13 protein-coding genes are annotated in these 17,037 nt (G+C 62.5%); 11 read left to right on the top strand and 2 right to left on the bottom strand.

What is annotated here, in order from left to right; translation table 11 throughout:
* Nucleotides 1-21 precede the first annotated feature (21 nt).
* Nucleotides 22-2,922: a beta-galactosidase GalA gene (gene galA, locus LC531_RS20530; protein ID WP_223653617.1), complete on the top strand. Its 2,901-nt coding sequence runs from the start codon at nucleotides 22-24 to the stop codon at nucleotides 2,920-2,922.
* Between the two features lie 116 nt (nucleotides 2,923-3,038).
* The gene (locus tag LC531_RS20525) at nucleotides 3,039-4,580 is read left to right on the top strand and encodes a rhamnogalacturonidase (protein ID WP_223653615.1); all 1,542 of its coding nucleotides are present in this window, start codon (nucleotides 3,039-3,041) and stop codon (nucleotides 4,578-4,580) included.
* A 25-nt stretch (nucleotides 4,581-4,605) separates the two neighbouring features.
* On the opposite strand, the gene LC531_RS20520 is transcribed toward LC531_RS20525, so the two are convergent.
* Nucleotides 4,606-6,429 (bottom strand): right-handed parallel beta-helix repeat-containing protein, encoded by a 1,824-nt coding sequence (locus tag LC531_RS20520; protein WP_223653612.1) that lies wholly within the window; start codon nucleotides 6,427-6,429, stop codon nucleotides 4,606-4,608.
* 54 nt (nucleotides 6,430-6,483) lie between these two features.
* On the opposite strand from LC531_RS20520, the gene LC531_RS20515 reads away from it, so the two are divergent.
* The 3 genes from LC531_RS20515 (at nucleotide 6,484) to LC531_RS20505 (ending at nucleotide 10,683) form a co-directional block, all read left to right on the top strand.
* Nucleotides 6,484-8,133 (top strand): CTP synthase, encoded by a 1,650-nt coding sequence (locus tag LC531_RS20515; RefSeq protein WP_223653611.1) that lies wholly within the window; start codon nucleotides 6,484-6,486, stop codon nucleotides 8,131-8,133.
* Between the two features lie 162 nt (nucleotides 8,134-8,295).
* Nucleotides 8,296-10,077 (top strand): membrane protein insertase YidC, encoded by a 1,782-nt coding sequence (yidC, locus tag LC531_RS20510; RefSeq protein WP_223653609.1) that lies wholly within the window; start codon nucleotides 8,296-8,298, stop codon nucleotides 10,075-10,077.
* Between the two features lie 114 nt (nucleotides 10,078-10,191).
* Nucleotides 10,192-10,683, top strand: coding sequence for a DUF6438 domain-containing protein (locus LC531_RS20505; protein ID WP_223653607.1), 492 nt, complete (start codon nucleotides 10,192-10,194; stop codon nucleotides 10,681-10,683).
* Between the two features lie 3 nt (nucleotides 10,684-10,686).
* Here the strand turns inward: LC531_RS20505 and LC531_RS20500 are convergent, their stop codons facing one another.
* Nucleotides 10,687-12,375, bottom strand: coding sequence for an ABC transporter substrate-binding protein (locus tag LC531_RS20500; RefSeq protein ID WP_223653605.1), 1,689 nt, complete (start codon nucleotides 12,373-12,375; stop codon nucleotides 10,687-10,689).
* A 199-nt stretch (nucleotides 12,376-12,574) separates the two neighbouring features.
* On the opposite strand from LC531_RS20500, the gene LC531_RS20495 reads away from it, so the two are divergent.
* From LC531_RS20495 to dapB, 6 genes are all read left to right on the top strand, one after another.
* A complete protein-coding gene (locus LC531_RS20495) occupies nucleotides 12,575-13,384 on the top strand; it encodes a ParA family protein (protein ID WP_223653603.1) in 810 nt (269 codons plus the stop codon).
* Between the two features lie 63 nt (nucleotides 13,385-13,447).
* Nucleotides 13,448-14,017 (top strand): DUF433 domain-containing protein, encoded by a 570-nt coding sequence (locus LC531_RS22950; protein ID WP_332874860.1) that lies wholly within the window; start codon nucleotides 13,448-13,450, stop codon nucleotides 14,015-14,017.
* Nucleotides 14,018-14,068: 51 nt separating this feature from the next.
* Nucleotides 14,069-14,290 (top strand): DUF433 domain-containing protein, encoded by a 222-nt coding sequence (locus tag LC531_RS20485; protein WP_223653601.1) that lies wholly within the window; start codon nucleotides 14,069-14,071, stop codon nucleotides 14,288-14,290.
* A gap of 86 nt (nucleotides 14,291-14,376) precedes the next feature.
* Nucleotides 14,377-15,357, top strand: coding sequence for a ParB/RepB/Spo0J family partition protein (locus LC531_RS20480; protein WP_223653599.1), 981 nt, complete (start codon nucleotides 14,377-14,379; stop codon nucleotides 15,355-15,357).
* Between the two features lie 42 nt (nucleotides 15,358-15,399).
* On the top strand, nucleotides 15,400-16,179 hold the full coding sequence (locus LC531_RS20475; protein ID WP_223653597.1) for a DUF5683 domain-containing protein: 780 nt from the start codon (nucleotides 15,400-15,402) through the stop codon (nucleotides 16,177-16,179).
* A gap of 73 nt (nucleotides 16,180-16,252) precedes the next feature.
* Nucleotides 16,253-16,975, top strand: a complete 723-nt coding sequence (dapB, locus tag LC531_RS20470; RefSeq protein ID WP_223653595.1) for a 4-hydroxy-tetrahydrodipicolinate reductase — start codon at nucleotides 16,253-16,255, stop codon at nucleotides 16,973-16,975.
* The last annotated feature ends 62 nt before the right edge of the window (nucleotides 16,976-17,037 follow it).

Here is a 17,037-nt window from a genome sequence, read left to right as displayed (position 1 = left end):
GTGAAGCACCTACCCTACCCCATGTTTCTACGTCTGCTCACGTTGCTGCTCCTGCTGCTGGGGGCTACCCTTCCCTCACGTAGCCAATCGGCACCCGCGCCGCCGGCCGGCCGCGAGCACTTGCTGTTGGATTTTGGCTGGCGCTTCGCCTTCGGCCACCCCTCCGACCCCAAGCTGGACTTCTATAACGGCACGGGTTATTTTTCCTACCTGGCCAAAACGGGTTATGGCGACGGGGCGGCGGCGGCCAACTTCGACGACCGGGCCTGGCGGCAGCTCGACCTGCCCCACGACTGGGCCGTGGAACAGCCGTTCAGCGAAAAGGCCAGCTTCAGCCACGGCTTTAAGGCCATCGGGCGGCCGTTTCCGAACGCCAGCGTGGGTTGGTACCGCAAGTCATTCACAGTGCCGGCCAGCGACCTGGGGCGGCGCATCAGCCTGGATTTTGACGGGGTGTTTCGCAACTCCATCGTGTGGGTGAACGGGCACTACCTGGGCACTGAGCCCAGCGGCTATCTGGGTTTTCAGTACGATATTTCGGACTACCTCCACTACGACGGCCAGCCCAACGTGATAGCCGTGCGCGTGGATGCCACGATGGAGGAGGGCTGGTTTTACGAAGGAGCGGGCATTTATCGGCACACGTGGCTGACTAAAACGGCGCCCGTGCACGTGGCCCCCGATGGCACGTTTGTGACGACGCAGCTGGCCGGCAGCACGGCCACGCTCACGGCCCAGACTACCCTGCTGAATGGCGGCCCTACCCCCCAAAATGCGGACGTAGTGCAGGAAGTAGTGGATGCCGCGGGCCAAACCGTGGCCACTGCCCAGACCGCGCCGGTACGGCTGGCCGGAACCGGGCAGCACGAGGTTGCCGTGCAAATTCCGGTGGCCAACGCTCATTTGTGGTCGCTGGAGTCGCCCTACCTCTACACGCTGGTGACGCGGGTGCGGCAGGGCGGCCAGGTGGTGGACGAGTACCGCACCCGCTTCGGCGTGCGCACCATTCGCTTCGATGCCAACGAGGGCTTTTTCCTCAATGGGAAACACGTGAAAATCACCGGTACCAACAACCACCAGGACCACGCGGGGGTAGGGACGGCCCTGCCCGACGCCTTGCAGGACTGGCGCATTGCGCAGCTGAAAGCCTTCGGCTGCAATGCCTACCGCACCTCGCACAACCCGCCCACGCCCGAGTTGCTCGATGCCTGCGACCGGCTGGGGATGCTCGTTATCGACGAGAACCGGCTGATGGGCATCACCCAAAATAACCTGGGCGCCCTGCGGCGAATGATAGTGCGCGACCGCAACCACCCGAGCATTATCAGCTGGTCGATTGGCAATGAGGAATGGGCCATTGAGAGCAACGTGCTGGGGGCGCGCATCGGGGCCACCATGCAGGCATTTGCCAAAACCGTGGACTCGACGCGGGCCATTACGGCGGCCATCAGCGGGGGCTGGGGCCAGGGTACGTCCACGGCGATTGACGTGATGGGCTTCAACTACATCGGCCAGGGCAACACCGACGCGTACCACGCCAAATTTCCGGACAAGCCCAGCTGGGGTACCGAGGAAGGCTCGACCCACGCCACGCGCGGCATCTACTTCACGGACAAGGACAAGCATTACATCGCGGCCTACGACGCCAAGCCGAGCCCCAAGTTCTACAGCATCGAGGGTGGCTGGCAGTACTACGCGGCACGGCCCTACCTGGCGGGCATGTTCATCTGGACGGGCTTCGACTACCGGGGCGAGCCAACGCCCTTCGGCTGGCCCTCCATCACCTCGTACTTCGGCATGATGGACTTGTGCGGCTTCCCGAAGGACAACGTGTGGTACCTGAAAGCGTGGTGGACGGACCAAACTGTGCTGCACCTGCTACCCCACTGGAACTGGGCCGGCCGCGAGGGCCAGCCCATTGCCGTGTGGGCCTACAGCAACTGCGACGAGGTGGAGCTTTTCCTGAATAAAAAGAGCCAGGGCCGCAAGCCGATGACCAAAAACTCGCACCTCGAATGGCAGGTGCCCTACGCGCCCGGCACCCTGGAGGCCGTGGGCTACCGCCAGGGCAAAAAAATTGCGACCGATGTGGTGCGCACCACCGCCGAGCCGGCGGCCATTCAGCTGCGGCCCAACAAGCCCACCGTGCAGGCCACCCGCGAAGACCTGGCCGTCGTCACGGTGCAGCTCACCGATAAAAACAACCGCCCGGTGCCCACCGCCAACCAGGAAGTTACCTTTAGCCTGAGCGGCCCCGGCCGCATTATCGGGGTAGGCAACGGCGACCCGACTTCGTTGGAACCCGACCGGTTTATTGAAACGGTACGCGTCCTAACCCTCGACAACCTGAGGGAGCGCGGAGCCGACAGCCCGACCAGCGGCCCGGAAATCAGCGCTGACTTTGACGATGCTGGCTGGGCACCGGCCTTCACCTCGCGCCAGTACGATGCCGCGCAGCTGGTGCCTACCTCCAGTTATTACGTAACGCGCGGCAGCTTCGAGCTGCCGCAGACGCTGGCCGGCTCGGCGGTTACGCTGTTCTACCAGCCCATCGGCCGCGAGCAGACCATCTACGTGAATGGCCACGCCGTTGCCCAAAACCTGACCGGCGAGCAGGCGACCAAAAACAGCTTTACCCTGGATATCGCCTGGCTGAAGCCCGGCAAAAACAGCATCGTGTTCGTGGCTACGCCCCTGCTCAGGAAGCAGTACTGGGACGTGCCCAACATGCTGCCCGGCACCATTCAGGTGCGCACGCCCGCCGCGGCCTGGCAGCGCAAAACCTTCAATGGCCTGGCCCAGGTGCTGGTGCAATCGACCCAGGCGGCGGGCGATATCACGCTCACCGCCACCGCGCCCGGCCTGAAAACCAGCGTGTTGAAGATTAAGTCGGTTGCCGCTCCCCAGCGCCCGGCCCTTTAGCGGGGGGTAGGGCGGGCTGGTACGAATCGAGCTGATTATTATCAGTTTAAGCATTCGCACGGCGAAGTCAGGGGCCGGGGACTACTTTCCGGCCTCATTCTCTTTTTCCTACCCCCATGTTCTTCTCCCTACTCCCACGGCTGGCGCTGGCGGCGCTTTTGCTGCCGGGCGGGGCAGCGGCCCAGGCCCCTACCCCCCCTGTTTCGGTATACAACATCCGCGCCTACGGGGCCGTGGGCGACGGCCGGGCGCTCGATTCCGGGGCCATCAACAAGGCCATTGAGGCGGCGGCGCAGGCGGGCGGCGGCCAGGTGTACCTGCCGGCCGGCGACTACCTCTCGGGAGCTATCCGGCTGAAAAGCAACATCTCGCTCTACCTGGAGCAGGGCGCTACCATTATTGCCACCACCGACAACCCGGCCGCCGTGTACGACCAGGCCGAGCCGTCGGCCAATACCACCTTCCAGGATTCGGGCCACAGCCACTGGCACGACGGCCTGATTTGGGGCGAGAATCTGCATGACGTGTCCATTCTGGGGCCGGGCAAAATCTGGGGCAAGGGCCTGCTGAAAGATTACGCCAAGGATGCCAAGCTGGCCAATAAAGCCATTAGCCTGCTGCGCTGCCGCAACGTCATTATCCGCGACGTGACCTTGCAGCACGGCGGCTGGTTTGCCATTCTGGCCACTGGCGTGGATAATTTAACCATTGATAACCTGAAGATTGACACCAACCGCGACGGCATGGACATCGACTGCTGCCGCAACGTGCGGGTGTCAAACTGCCTGGTCAACTCGCCCTACGACGATGGCATTTGTCTCAAAAGCTCCTTCGGCCTGAACGAGGCGCGGGCCACCGAAAACGTGACCATCACCAACTGCCAGGTGAGCGGCTACGACGAGGGCACGCTGCTCGACGGCACCTTCCGGCGCACTAACAACCCCGAGTACACGCTGCATCCCACGGGCCGCATCAAGTTCGGCACCGAGTCGAACGGCGGCTTCAAGAACATCGCCATTTCCAATTGCGTGTTTGACTACTGCCGCGGCCTAGCCCTCGAAACCGTGGATGGGGGCTTGCTGGAAGACGTGAGTATCAGTAACATTACGATGCGCGACGTGGTGAACTCGCCCATTTTTCTGTACCTGGGCGAGCGGATGCGGGGGCCGGCCGGCACGCCCGTGGGGGCGCTGCGCCGCGTGAGCATCAGCAACCTGGTGGTGTACAATGCCGACCCCGAATTTGCGTCCATCATCACGGGCGTGCCCGGCCACCCCATCGAAGACGTGCGCCTCCACAACATCCGCATTTACTACAGAGGCGGCGGCACCGCCGCGCAGGCGGCCCGCACCGTGCCCGAAGCCGGCAAAAGCTACCCCGAGCCGTCGATGCTGGGAGCCATTCCGGCCTACGGCTTCTACATTCGCCACGTCAAGGATTTGAAAATGAGCGACGTAGAAGTTCGCTACCTAAGCCCGGAAGCCCGCCCGGCCTTCGTGGCCGACGGTGTGCAGGGCCTCACCCTACGCAACGTCACGGCCCAAAAATCAGCCGAGGGCAAGGTGCTGACGCTGAAAAACGTGACTGATTTTCAGCTGCGCCAAAGCCTTGACTTGCCCGACACCCAGCTGGCAAAAACCGCCGAAAAAGCGTGGTAGCGGCGCGCCGTGGCCCGGCCAACGGCTACGGGCCGGGGGCCAACGCCGGCCTACCGCCTGGGTCCGGCTTCGGCCACTGGCCCCGGATGGCCCCCAGCCGTAGCAGCAGCTGGCCCCGGCCGGTAGCCGAGATTTTGGCCAGCGGGCTTTGGTAGAAATACGCGCCGGCTTCCACCAGCAGTGGCCCTGTTAGGATGACTTTGGCACCTGGTAACAACTCCAGGGCTGCGCCGGCTGGCACGCGCAGGCTGGTGCCGGGGCCGATGCGCAGCGTGGCCCCTACTCTCGTTTTTCCGCTAAGCGTCAGCGTATTGGTTAGCTCCGCTTCGGCGCTAAGCGTCGCGTCGGCGCGCGGCTCTGCGCCGGGCGGTTGGCTGCTCGTCAGCGAATTATCGCCGCTGAAAACTACGCCCGCTAGTACGCTGGCTGCGCCCAGCGGCGGCTCGTCGGCGTAGGCGAGCACGAAGGCGCAGCCCCGCACCCGAAAGGCGCTGGCCGAGTCGGGTGCGGCCGGTACGGCGCGCAGCAGGCCGGTATGGTGGGCCACGAAGCGGCAGTTGGTGAAGCTCATCCGGCGCGCTTCGTGGTCGGAGTCTACCAGGAAAATGCCGTAGGCGGGCTGGCCGCGGTAGGGCCGGTCCTCGAAGGTGCAGCCCACGAAGCGGGTGGCGTAGGCGGCCAGTGCGCAACCGGTGGTGAATGCGCCATAGAGTCGGCAGTTTTCAAAACGAAAATCGGTTTGCCGCACCCAGGCCGACCAATTCGTAGTGCCCCACAACAGGCAGTTGCTGAACACGATATCCTGAGTAGTGGGCGGCCCGTCGCCGTAGCGGTCCGATACCAGGCCCTGGCCGGCATTGTCTACCAGGCGGCAGTTCTCGAAGCGAACGTGGCTAGCAAAGCCGCCTTCCGGCTCCACGTCCACGCCCGCGCCGGGGTTGGAAAACAGCGCCTTACCCAGCGCCGCAATCAGGACCCGCCCAGTATGGCTGAAACTGCAATTGGTGGCCCGCAGGCCATTGACCCCGGTCAGGGACAGGCCCTGGCGGCCGTTGTAGTGGAAGGTCGAGCTTTCGAGGAGAATATTTTCCCGGTTGGGGTCGTCGAGGCTTTTGGCCAAGTGATTGAGTACCTGCACACCATCGCGGCCGAAGTGGTGCACAGCCAGCCGCCGCAACGTAATGCGCCGCGAGTCGCCCACGAAAATACCGTCGGCGCTGAGCTGGATACCGGTGTCGCCCCAGTGCCCACCCACCAGCAGGTGCGCGGCGTTACCGTCCAAATTCAAGCCGCTAATTTCTACGTTATCACACTTTTGCAGATTAATACAATTCCCTACCCTGGCCCCCCAGGCCCAGTCCGTGAAGAAGGCTTTGGGCGACTCGTAGGGTAGGCGCGTGGCGGGGTCGAAGGCCCCGTAGCGCAGGCTGTCGACGTAGCGGATAATGGTATGGGTGCTGTCCTGGCCCACGATGCGCAGGTTGCGGCAGCCGGTGAGGGGTAGCACGTCGGCCCCGTTGCCGGCCGCGTCCTGGCGGCCTACCCGGTAGGTACCGGCCGGAATGAAGAGCATGGCCGGCCTGGCCCCGGCGGGCATGAGGGCGCGCTTGTTGAAAAAATCGGCGGCTCGCTGGAAGGCGGCGTGGTCGTTGGCTCGGCCGTCGCCCACGGCCCCGAAGTCGCGCTTGAGGTCTTTGCGGAGGGTAGCCTGGGCGGGGGCGAGTAGCGGTAGCAGCGTCAGCCATAAGAAGGCGAGGTGGCGCAGGCCGCTCACCCTACCCCTTACCCTTCGGGCGGAAGCGGAATTAGGCCCTGGAAATGACCTCATCAACTCGGCTACTTTTATCACGGCGGTAAAAATACCCCGCTCGCCCCCTGATTCCCCGTAACTTTGACCCCCGTCATGCCCGAACGCAATTCTACCCCCAGCGCGTCGGCCGCGAAGTATATCTTCGTCACCGGCGGCGTCACCTCTTCTCTCGGTAAAGGAATAATTTCCGCCTCCCTGGCCAAGCTTTTGCAGGCCAGGGGGTTCCGCGTCACAATTCAAAAATTCGACCCATATATTAACATTGACCCCGGCACGCTCAATCCTTATGAGCACGGCGAATGCTACGTGACCGACGACGGGGCCGAAACCGACCTCGACCTGGGCCACTACGAGCGCTTCCTGAACGCGCCGACCTCGCAAGCTAACAACGTGACCACCGGCCGCATCTACGACACCGTGATTCGGCGCGAGCGCGAGGGCGCGTTTCTAGGCAAAACGGTGCAGGTAATTCCGCATATCACCGACGAGATTAAGCGCCGGATGCTGCTGCTGGGCCAAAAAGGCGAGTTCGACGTGGTAATAACCGAGATTGGCGGCTGCATCGGCGACATTGAGAGCCTGCCCTTTGTGGAGGCCGTGCGCCAGCTGCGCTGGGAGCTGCCGCCCCACGATTCGCTCGTGATTCACCTCACCCTGCTACCCTACCTGGCGGCGGCCGGCGAGCTGAAAACCAAGCCTACCCAGCACTCGGTCAGGGACTTGCGCGAGGCGGGCCTGCAGCCCGACATTCTGGTGTGCCGCTCCGAGCACCCGATTCCGGCCGAGATGCGCAGCAAAATCGCGCTCTTCTGCAACGTCAAAATCAACTCCGTTATCGAAAGTCTCGATGCCGACAGCATCTACTCGGTGCCGCTGCTCATGCTGAAGGAGGAGCTGGACGCCCGCGTGATTGCCAAGCTGCGCCTCAACGGCGGGCACCCGCCTGACCTGGAGGAGTGGAAAGAGTTTCTGGGCCGCCTCAAGAACCCGACCGAGGAAGTAACCATCGCGCTGGTGGGCAAGTATGTGGAGCTGCCCGACGCGTACAAGTCTATCATTGAGGCATTTATTCACGCCGGAGCGGCTAACGAATGCAAAGTGAAGGTGCGCACTATTCAGAGCGAATTTCTGACCCCCGAAAACGCCGTGCAGCAGCTCGAAGGCTGCGACGGCGTGCTGGTGGCCCCCGGCTTTGGCGAGCGGGGCTTTGAGGGAAAGGTGGCGGCCGTGCGCTACGTGCGCGAAAACGGCATCCCGTTTTTCGGTATTTGCCTCGGGATGCAGGTAGCCGTGGTGGAATACGCCCGGCACGTGCTGGGCCTGCCTGATGCCAGTTCGACGGAGATGAACCCGCTCACGCCCGACCCGGTAATCGCCCTCATGGCCGACCAGAAGGACATCACCCAAAAGGGCGGCACCATGCGCCTCGGGGCCTACGCCTGCGAGCTGAAGCGTGGCTCCAGGGCCGCCAAAGCCTACGGCCGCAACACCATCAGCGAGCGCCACCGCCACCGCTATGAGTTTAATAATGAGTACTTAGCGCGTTTCGAAGAAGCGGGCATGTCGGCTTCGGGCATCAACCCGGCCACGGGCTTGGTGGAAGTGATTGAGCTGCCCAAAACGGTGCATCCGTGGTTCGTGGGCGGGCAGTTCCACCCCGAGCTAAAGAGCACCGTGGAAAACCCGCACCCGCTGTTTGTGCGCTTCGTGAAGGCCGCCATTCAGCGTAAGAAAGGACTGTAAAATCGTTTGTCCTGGCGAGCGCGGCGCGGCAATCGTCCCAGAATGACACCCGCACGACTCGTTCTGAGGCGATTGCCGCGCGGTGCTCACCAGGACAAACGTTTCTCAGCATCGGCCCCCGCCCCGCCGTACCTTTGCGTTTCGTATTTTTTTTAGGATTAAATGGACCGCAACCAAGCGACTGGCCTCTTTCTCATTTCGGCCTTGCTCCTGATTTACTTGTTTTTCTTCTCGCCTAAAGCGGAGCCGGAGAAAAACAAGGCGCAAGCCCCCACTACCGCCGCCACGCCCGCGTCGGCCACCGCCCCTACCCCCGCCCTCGCGCCCGATGTCAAGCTGGACTCAGCGGCCGGGCCGGTGCGCGGCATCGAGTTGAAAAATCCCGAGCTAACGCTCCTCTTTTCGACGCAGGGCGGGCGCGTAACCGCCGTGCGGCTGAACGGTTACAAGACGTTTTTTGGCAAGCCGCTGAATTTGTTTGATGCCCAGAGCGCCCGCTACAATACTACGCTCACTACTACGGGCGGGCAAAAAGTGGACTTCGCGGGGCTGAATTTTCAGGCCGATGCGCCGACTACTACCCCCGACGGCGGGCAGCAGCTGACGTTCCGCGCGGCCGTGGGCGGCGGCACCGTGACGCAAACCTACACGCTGCCCAAAACTGGCTTCGAGGTGAAATACAACCTGAAGCTGGCCGGCGTGCCGGTGCAGGAGCCGCTGAAATTCAGCTTCGTGGACCACGTGCGCCAGACTGAGCAGGACCTCAAGCAGAACCGCAACCACACCACCATCAACCACTACCAGGCCACCGGCGACCACAACGCCCTGGCCGAAGCCAGCGAAAAGCCCGAAGAAGTGACCGTGGCCGCGCCCCTGCTGTGGGCCGCCGACAAGCACGACTTTTTCGTGGCCGGCTTCGTGGCCGACTCGCAGCCCTTCGCCAGCGGGCAGTTTAACGCGACGGTGAACCTGGCCGACTCGACCTTTATCAAGACGCTGAGCACGACGCTGGCCCTACCAGCGGCCGACGTGACGAGCGCGGCTGGCGGGCAGTATCGCTTCTTCTACGGCCCGAACCAGTTCAGCTTGCTCAAGAGCGTGGCCCCCGGCTTCGACCGCAACGTGTACCTGGGCTGGGGCGTGTTTCGGTGGGTGAACCGCTTCGTGATTATCCCGGTGTTCAGCTTTTTGCAGCAGTACATCAGTAACTACGGCATTATTATCCTGCTGCTGGTAGTGCTTATTAAGCTGGTAACCTGGCCCTTGACCTATAAAACCTACGAGAGCCAGGCCCGCATGAAGGTGCTCAAGCCCGAAATAGATGCGATAAAGGCCAAGCACCCCGACGACCAGGTGAAGAACCAGCAGGAGACGATGAAGCTGTATAATCAGTTTGGGGTGTCGCCGCTCAGCGGCTGCGTGCCCACGTTGCTTACGCTGCCGATTTTGTTCGCCATGTTCCAGTTTTTCCCCAACGCCATTGAGCTGCGGCAGGAGCCTTTCCTGTGGGCGAAGGACCTGAGTACCTACGACAACCCGATTCTGCTGCCCTTCACCCTGCCCTACCTGGGCAGCCACATCAGCCTGTTCACGGTGCTGATGACGATTTCGACGCTCTTCATGACCTACCAGAGCAATCAGATGAACGCCTCGGCCATGCAGGGGCCGATGAAGTTTTACAGCTACCTCATGCCGCTGATTTTCTTCTTCGTTCTTAACAGCTTCGCCGCGGGCCTTACCTGGTACTACTTGGTTTCCAACGTGGTAACCCTGGGCCAGCAGGCCCTGACCCGCTCCTTTGTGAACGATACTAAGATTCGGGCGCAGCTCGATGCCAACAAGATTAAGAACAAGGACAAGAAGCCCGGCGGCTTCCAGGCCCGCATCGCCGAGGCCATGCGCACCGCCCAGGAGCGCGACGCCCAGGCCAAAAAGAAGGGGTAGGGAAATATGTGGTAGGCGTTAGCTTACCGGGAAAAGTATTGGGGAAGCGCTAGCTGGCCGTAAGTAGCAAGCAACTACCTTACGGCCAGCTAACGCTTCCCCAATACTTTTTTTATGCGCTTCCTTCTCTGGCTCCTGCTGCTAACCCTGCCCGCCTGCGCGCAGAAAAAAATGCCCCGCGCCAGCCGGGCCGCTACTGCCCCTACCCCCCCGCGAGCGGCTCAGCCCGAGCCGGTGCTGGTGTTTCAGCGCACGCCCTGCTACGGCACCTGCCCGGCCTACACGGCCACCATTTTCGCCGATGGCCGGGTGGAGTATGAGGGCCAGCGCTTCGTGCCGGTGGTGGGCAAGCGCACGCTCAGCCTACCTCCCACCAAAGTAGCCGCCCTGCTGGCCGAGGCTCAGCGCATCGGCTTCAGCCAGCTCGACGAGCGCTACGCGGGCAATACCTCCGACCTGCCGGCTACCCTCATCAAAGTGCACCCGGCCGGGCAGCCGGCCAAAAGCGTGTTTGCCGAAGAGAATATTCCGGCCAATTTGCAGGGCTACATCAACTACTTGAAAGGGCAGCTGGACCCGCTGGCGGGCATGGCGCTGAAAGAATGAGGACTACTCCTTCCGCACCCGCTCTAGCTCCAGCTGGTTCATGGGGTTGGGCGCGAGGCCGCGCACGTTGCGCTGAGTGAGACGAATCACCTCGTCGTAGTAGAGCGACAGCACGGGCGCGTCGCGCACCACCAGGCGGTCCATTGCCTGGTAGAGGGCCGTGCGCCGGGCCGCGTCATGCTCCCGGATGGCCTGCTGGTAGAGCTGGTCGTATTCGGCTGCTTTATAGTGCGTTTTGTCGGGACCGGCGGGGCTGAAGTTGGGCGAATAGAACAGGGCCAGGTAGTTTTCGGCATCGGGGTAGTCGCCGAGCCAGCTCTTGGTGAAGAAGGCGACGCGGCCGTTGTCCACCAGCTCCTGCTGGGCTGCCGACTGGTTGATGTCAATCTGCACCTGTACGCCCACGTTGGCCCAGTTTTTCTGCAGGTATTCGCCCACCGCCTTGCGCTCGGCCACGGTGCTGAGGCGCAGCTGCAGCGGGTGGCGCGGGCCGTAGCCGGCCGCCGCCAGCAGCGCCCGCGCCCGGTCGGGCTGAAAGGTGTAGCCGGGCACCTTAGCCGCCGAAAAGGAGGGTAGTGCGGCCGGCACAAAGCCCGCCGTGCCCGGCCGCCCCACGTGGTTGAGCACGTAGGCCAGCAGTTCGGGCCGGTTGAGGGCGTAGCCCAGGGCCTGGCGCACGCGCGGGTCGCGCAGGGCGCGGCCTTGCGCCGCCTGCTCGCCGGTGAGGTGGGCGCTATCGAGCTGAAAGCCCAGGTACTCCGTGTTGAGGTAGGGCGCTTTTTGAAGGTTGAAGCGGCCCCGGAAGTCGGCCCGCACTGTACCATCAGGGTTCAGAATCAGGTCGCGGGAGCCCTCGCGGATACCGCTCAGAAAGTCCAATTTTCCCTGCAAAAAGGTTAGAAACTCGGTTTTGCGGTCGGCGATGAAGCTGATGGCTACCGCGTCGAGGTAGGGTAGGGCGCGGCCCTGCGCGTCGCGTCGCCAGTAGGTTGCGTTGCGTTGGTAAAGCAGCACGTTGCCCTCGTCCCAGGCGTGAAACCGGAACGGCCCGGTGCCCACCGGATGCGCCCGGAAATCCTTACCGTACTTTTCCACTGCCTCGTGCGGCACCACGTAGGCGTAGGGCATGGTGAGCAAGCTCAGAAACGGAATAAACGGCGCTTTCAAGTGAATGCGCAGCGTAGAGTCGTTCGCCGCCACGAAGCAGGTGTCGCTGATATTTCCCTGCTTGTCTTCCAGCACCTTACCCCGAAAAATCCAGCCGCCCGGCGAGGCCGTTTTGGCATCAAATAAGCGGCGAAAGCTATAAACGAAGTCGGCAGCCGTTACCAGCCGCCCCCTACCCCCCTGAAACGCCGCATCGTCGTGGAAGCGCACCCCGCGCCGCAGCGTGAAGGTATACGTCAGCCCGTCGGGCGAAATGTGGTAGCGGCGGGCCAGCGCGGGCGCGAGCTGCAGGGTCGAATCCAGCGCCAGCAGGCCGTTATACAGCTGCGCGGTGGCCCAACTATTGGCCTGGTTGCGGGCAAAGGCGGGGTCGAGCGAGGTGAGGGCTTCGGGCTGGTTGTAGCGAAACACCCGGCGCTCGTCGGCCGCCGAAAGGCCGTTGCCCTGGCAGGCGGCCAGCAGCGCCGGGCCGGCCAGCAGTGCCAGCCAGCGGCCAAGTCGGAGGCGCAGCGCGGGTAGAAACATCAGCTTGGAGTGTCGGTTGCAAAGGTAGGGGCGCGGGCGGGCCGCGCCGGGCACCGCCGCACGGCTGGCTTGGCGCGACGCATCCGGGTGCGGCCGGGACGTGGCGCTTGGGGTATCCGTTTTTTATAGCCTTATTTTGTAGATTGAACGCGGTTAGCTTAGTCGTTCAATTCGTGCGTTTCCTCGTATAGCTTTTGTTATGGGTAAGATTATCGCGGTAGCCAACCAGAAGGGCGGCGTCGGCAAAACCACCTCAGCCATTAACCTGGCCGCCTCGCTGGCGGCTCTGGACTACCGCACCCTGCTCGTGGATGCCGACCCGCAGGCTAACGCCACTTCGGGCGTGGGCTTCGACCCCAAGGACATCGAAAACAGCGTGTATGAGTGCATGGTGGACGGCATCGCGCCGCAGGATATCATCCTGCAAACTAATATTCTACCCCACCTCGACCTCATGCCCTCGCACATTGACCTGGTGGGGGCCGAAGTGGAGATGATAAACCTGCCCAACCGCGAGGAGAAGATGAAGGAGGCCCTGCGCCCCCTGGCCGACCAGTACGACTTCATCATCATTGACTGCTCGCCCTCGCTGGGCCTCATCACGGTGAACGCCCTCACGGCGGCGCACTCGGTCATCATCCCGGTGCAGTGCGAGTATTTCGCGCTCGAAGGCTTAGGTAAGCTCCTGAATACCATTAAGATAATTCAGAGCCGGCTCAACACCAACCTCGAAATCGAAGGCATTCTGCTCACGATGTACGACGTGCGCCTGCGCCTCAGCAACCAGGTAGTGGAGGAAGTGCAGCTGCACTTCCAGCAGCTCGTGTTCGACACCATCATCCCGCGCAATGTGAAGCTGAGCGAGTCGCCGAGCTTCGGCATTCCGGTCATTCTGCATGATGCCGAGAGCAAAGGGGCCATCAGTTACCTCAACCTGGCCCGCGAAATCGTGGAGAAAAACAGCGTGGAGGCCCGGCCGGAGGAAGCGGCTGAGGACGAGCTGGCGTAAGTGTAGCCTGGGCTTTGCATTCCGCGCTTACGTGTTCTTATCTAAGCTACTAGCTAAAAGTGTGTGCTTTCCTCACCCGCCCATCCGCTCATTGGCATCGACCCCGAAATCCGGTTTGGCCGGCCGTGTATTGCGGGCACTCGCATCAGTGTGCGCGACGTGTTAGGCTGGCTGGGTAAAGGGATGGATGTGGCCGGGATTCTACAAGATTTTCCAGAACTGACGCAGCAAGCAATTGAGGCCGCCCAGGCCTACGCAGCTGACCAGCCAACAGATTACACAAAAACGTTTGGCCGCGAACCGGACTTTCGCGTCACCTACCGATTATTTACCGTTGAGGAGGGGGGCCGGAAAACTCCGGCTTATCAAGGCATCCGTTGGGATTTTTGCTACGAAGACAAGACCATTGTGCCAGGATGGCGTTTTATGATTTATCCAGAGTTTCTGGACCCTGACGGCTACGTTATCCCCAATGGCCCTTTTTCGCCAGTCGGGCAGGCTAATATGTTTATTCTAATGCCGGAAAGACGTGACTTTCACCGCCAGCACATCCGGCCTGGTGTACGGGGCTTCTTTATGGATGGGCTGCCAGCCGGTGTGTGCGAAGTAACGGAAGTGTTGAGCTTGCGATAGCCATAATACCAGCAACTTGCACCCCCTTTTTCCAACACTCTTACCCTGCTAATGCCTACCCATCCCCGCAATCCCCTCATCAGTTCTGACCCGACCGTGCGCGGGGGGCGGCCCTACCTGACCGGCACGCGCATCGGCGTGGCCGATATACTTGAATGGCTCGGCAGCGGCCTGACGGAAGCGGCTTTGCTGCGCGACTTTCCCGAGCTAACCCCCGAAATGATTCACGCCTGTCTGCGCCATTCGTCGGACCGCGGGCACTGGTCGTATTGAATTACGGCCCGGCTTGCCCTTCGCCCGCCAGGGCGTAATTTTGACCTTCGGCCGCTGCTTGCCTTTTGGGCCGCGCCGACGGAATTATGTCTGTAGAGAAGAACGAAGAGAAAATTCAGGCGGCCCTGAGCGCCAACCCCGGCGTGGCCGGCGTGGCCAAGCGCAAAATCGGGGGCCTGGGCCGGGGCCTCAACGCGCTGATTGAGGGCAGCTACGATAAAAAGGGCGACCGCGAGCAGCGGCTCGTGGCCAACCCGCTCAACTCGGTGGGCCAGCTATCGGTAGACCAGATTGAGGCCAACCCTTTCCAGCCGCGCTCGCACTTCGACCAGGAGGCACTGGCTGAGCTGGCCGACAGCATTAAGATTCAGGGAATTATCCAGCCCGTGACGGTGCGCCAGCTGGGCACCAACTCCTACCAGCTCATCTCGGGCGAGCGCCGCCTGCAAGCTAGTAAGCTGGCCGGGCTCGATACCATTCCGGCCTACATCCGCAAGGCCGATGACCAGCAGATGCTGGAAATGGCGCTGATTGAGAACATTCAGCGCGAAAACCTGAACGCGATTGAAATCGCGCTCAGCTACCAGCGGCTGCTCAGCGAGTGCCAGCTGCGCCAGGAAGACCTGGGCGAGCGGGTGGGCAAAAACCGCTCAACCGTGACCAACTACCTACGCCTGCTGAAGCTGCCGCCCAGCATCCAGATTGGGCTGCGCGACTCAGTGATTGGCATGGGCCACGCCCGCGCCCTCATCAACATCGAGGACCCGCAGCAGCAGGTGGACTTGTTCCGGCGCATCGTGGCCGAGGACTTGTCGGTACGGCGGGTGGAGGAAGTCGTGCGCGCTGGCTTTGGCCGGCCGGCGGGGGGTAGCGCCGCGGCGAGCCGGCCCCAGCCCACGCCGGTGGTGCCGGTGGCCGAGCTGCGCCGCACCGAGCGCCAGCTCACCGACCACTTTGGCTCGAAGGTGCAGCTGCGGCCGGGCGCGCAGGGCCGGGGCGAAATCAAGATTTCCTTCGATTCGGTGGAGGATATGCAACGCATCCTGCACATTCTGCACCCTGCGTAGGGGCCGCAATTTGGCGCGCCAGCTGGCGTTAGCGGCTTGCTTATGAAAAACATCTTGCTTCTCCTACCCCCCCGGCGCGGCTGGGGCTGGCTCCTGGGCTTAGTGCTGCTGCTGGCGGGCGCGGCCCCGGCGTGGGCGCAGTACCCAACCTCTACTACCCCCAACCCGCTGGGCGCGGGCACCGGCCTGAACGCGCCGCCCATCGTGCGGCCCGATACCTCCACGGTGCGCAAGCTGAGCAAGAAGGAAAAGCGTAGCCAGGCCGCCGCCGACTCGGCCAAGCGCACCGAGCGGCTGTTTGGCCTGCACCTCACGCGGCCCGAAAAGGCCGGCATTCTCGCTTTGGTGCCCGGCACGGGCCAGATTTACAACCACAAATACTGGAAGCTGCCCCTCGTGTACGGCATGGTGGGCGGCCTGGGCTATTGGGTGAGTTATCAGGTGAGATATTACGGCTACTACAAATTTGCCAACAACCTGCGGCCTACCTCTACCAAAACGGTAGCCCAACAGATAAATGACGCTAAAGACTACGAAATAAGCGACAAAGATGGCGTGCGTACCGCACTAGCTGCCGCCGTCGCCGCTAATCCTAATGTTACCCTCAACGGCCTCATCTTCTACCGCCGCAACCTCGACTTGTCCATCCTGATAAGTGGGCTGGGCTTTGGGCTGCAAATTCTGGATGCGGTGGTAGACGCGCACCTGCACGACTTCGACGTGAGCGATAACCTGTCGCTGAACTGGCAGCCGGTACTGCTGCCGGTGCCGGGGCAGCTGGTGCCAGCTCCCGGCCTGGGCCTGACGTTGCGCACGAAGTAGCTTGCTGGCTGAAATCGTTTGTCAGTGCGAGCCTGCGAAGCAATCGCACCTGATTTCAACCAATGATTCAAAAATGAACATTCTTCTAATTGGCTACGGCAAGATGGGCCAGACGATTGCCGGGCTGGCTGTCGGCCGGGGCCACGCCATCGTGGGCATCGTGGACCACGCGGCATCCGGCTCGCGCATCGCGGATTTTACCCCGGCGCAGGTAGATGTGGCCATCGAGTTTACGCACCCCGAGGCGGCGTTTGGCAACGTGGCGGCCTGCCTGCGCCAGGGCCTACCCCTGGTCTGCGGCTCTACGGGCTGGCTGCACCACCTGGAGGAAGCCGAAGCGCTGGTGGCGGAAACCAACGGCGCACTCTTCTACGCCTCCAACTACAGCGTGGGTGTGAACCTGTTCTTTCACTTTAATGAGTACATCGCGGCCAAAATGCACCAGTTTGCGGCTGGCTACGATGTGCAGGTGCGCGAGATTCATCACGTGCACAAGGTGGACCAGCCCAGCGGCACGGCCCTCACGGCAGCCCAGGGCATTCTGGCCAATTTTCCGGCCAAAACCTCCTGGCGCAACGCCCCCGCCCAAAGCCCGGGCGAGCTGACCATCCTCAGCGAGCGGCAGGGCGAGGTGGTGGGCACCCACGAGGTGCGCTACACCTCCAGCGCCGATACCATCGAGCTGCGCCACGAGGCCCACTCGCGCGAGGGCTTTGCCCTGGGCGCGCTGCTGGCGGCCGAGTGGCTGCCCGGCCGCCACGGTGTATTCGGCATGAAAGAGCTACTGGGTTTATAAAGCGGCGGGCTACGTTGTTACTTTGTTGAATAATAACTGGCGCGCCGAGTGCCTACCCCCCG

The sequence above is a fragment of the Hymenobacter psoromatis genome (assembly GCF_020012125.1).
Lineage (GTDB): Bacteria > Bacteroidota > Bacteroidia > Cytophagales > Hymenobacteraceae > Hymenobacter > Hymenobacter psoromatis.
The sequence above is the reverse complement of the archived record's forward strand: the minus strand, read 5'-3'. Positions and strand labels throughout refer to the sequence as shown.

Coding starts and splice junctions, on each gene's coding strand:
- LC531_RS20500 (WP_223653605.1), bottom strand. CDS start 12,375: ATGTTTCTACCCGCGCTGCGCCTCCGACTTGGCCGCTGGCTGGCACTG.
- yidC (WP_223653609.1), top strand. CDS start 8,296: ATGGACCGCAACCAAGCGACTGGCCTCTTTCTCATTTCGGCCTTGCTC.
- LC531_RS20525 (WP_223653615.1), top strand. CDS start 3,039: ATGTTCTTCTCCCTACTCCCACGGCTGGCGCTGGCGGCGCTTTTGCTG.
- LC531_RS20475 (WP_223653597.1), top strand. CDS start 15,400: ATGAAAAACATCTTGCTTCTCCTACCCCCCCGGCGCGGCTGGGGCTGG.
- LC531_RS20485 (WP_223653601.1), top strand. CDS start 14,069: ATGCCTACCCATCCCCGCAATCCCCTCATCAGTTCTGACCCGACCGTG.
- galA (WP_223653617.1), top strand. CDS start 22: ATGTTTCTACGTCTGCTCACGTTGCTGCTCCTGCTGCTGGGGGCTACC.
- dapB (WP_223653595.1), top strand. CDS start 16,253: ATGAACATTCTTCTAATTGGCTACGGCAAGATGGGCCAGACGATTGCC.
- LC531_RS20505 (WP_223653607.1), top strand. CDS start 10,192: ATGCGCTTCCTTCTCTGGCTCCTGCTGCTAACCCTGCCCGCCTGCGCG.
- LC531_RS20480 (WP_223653599.1), top strand. CDS start 14,377: ATGTCTGTAGAGAAGAACGAAGAGAAAATTCAGGCGGCCCTGAGCGCC.
- LC531_RS20515 (WP_223653611.1), top strand. CDS start 6,484: ATGCCCGAACGCAATTCTACCCCCAGCGCGTCGGCCGCGAAGTATATC.
- LC531_RS20495 (WP_223653603.1), top strand. CDS start 12,575: ATGGGTAAGATTATCGCGGTAGCCAACCAGAAGGGCGGCGTCGGCAAA.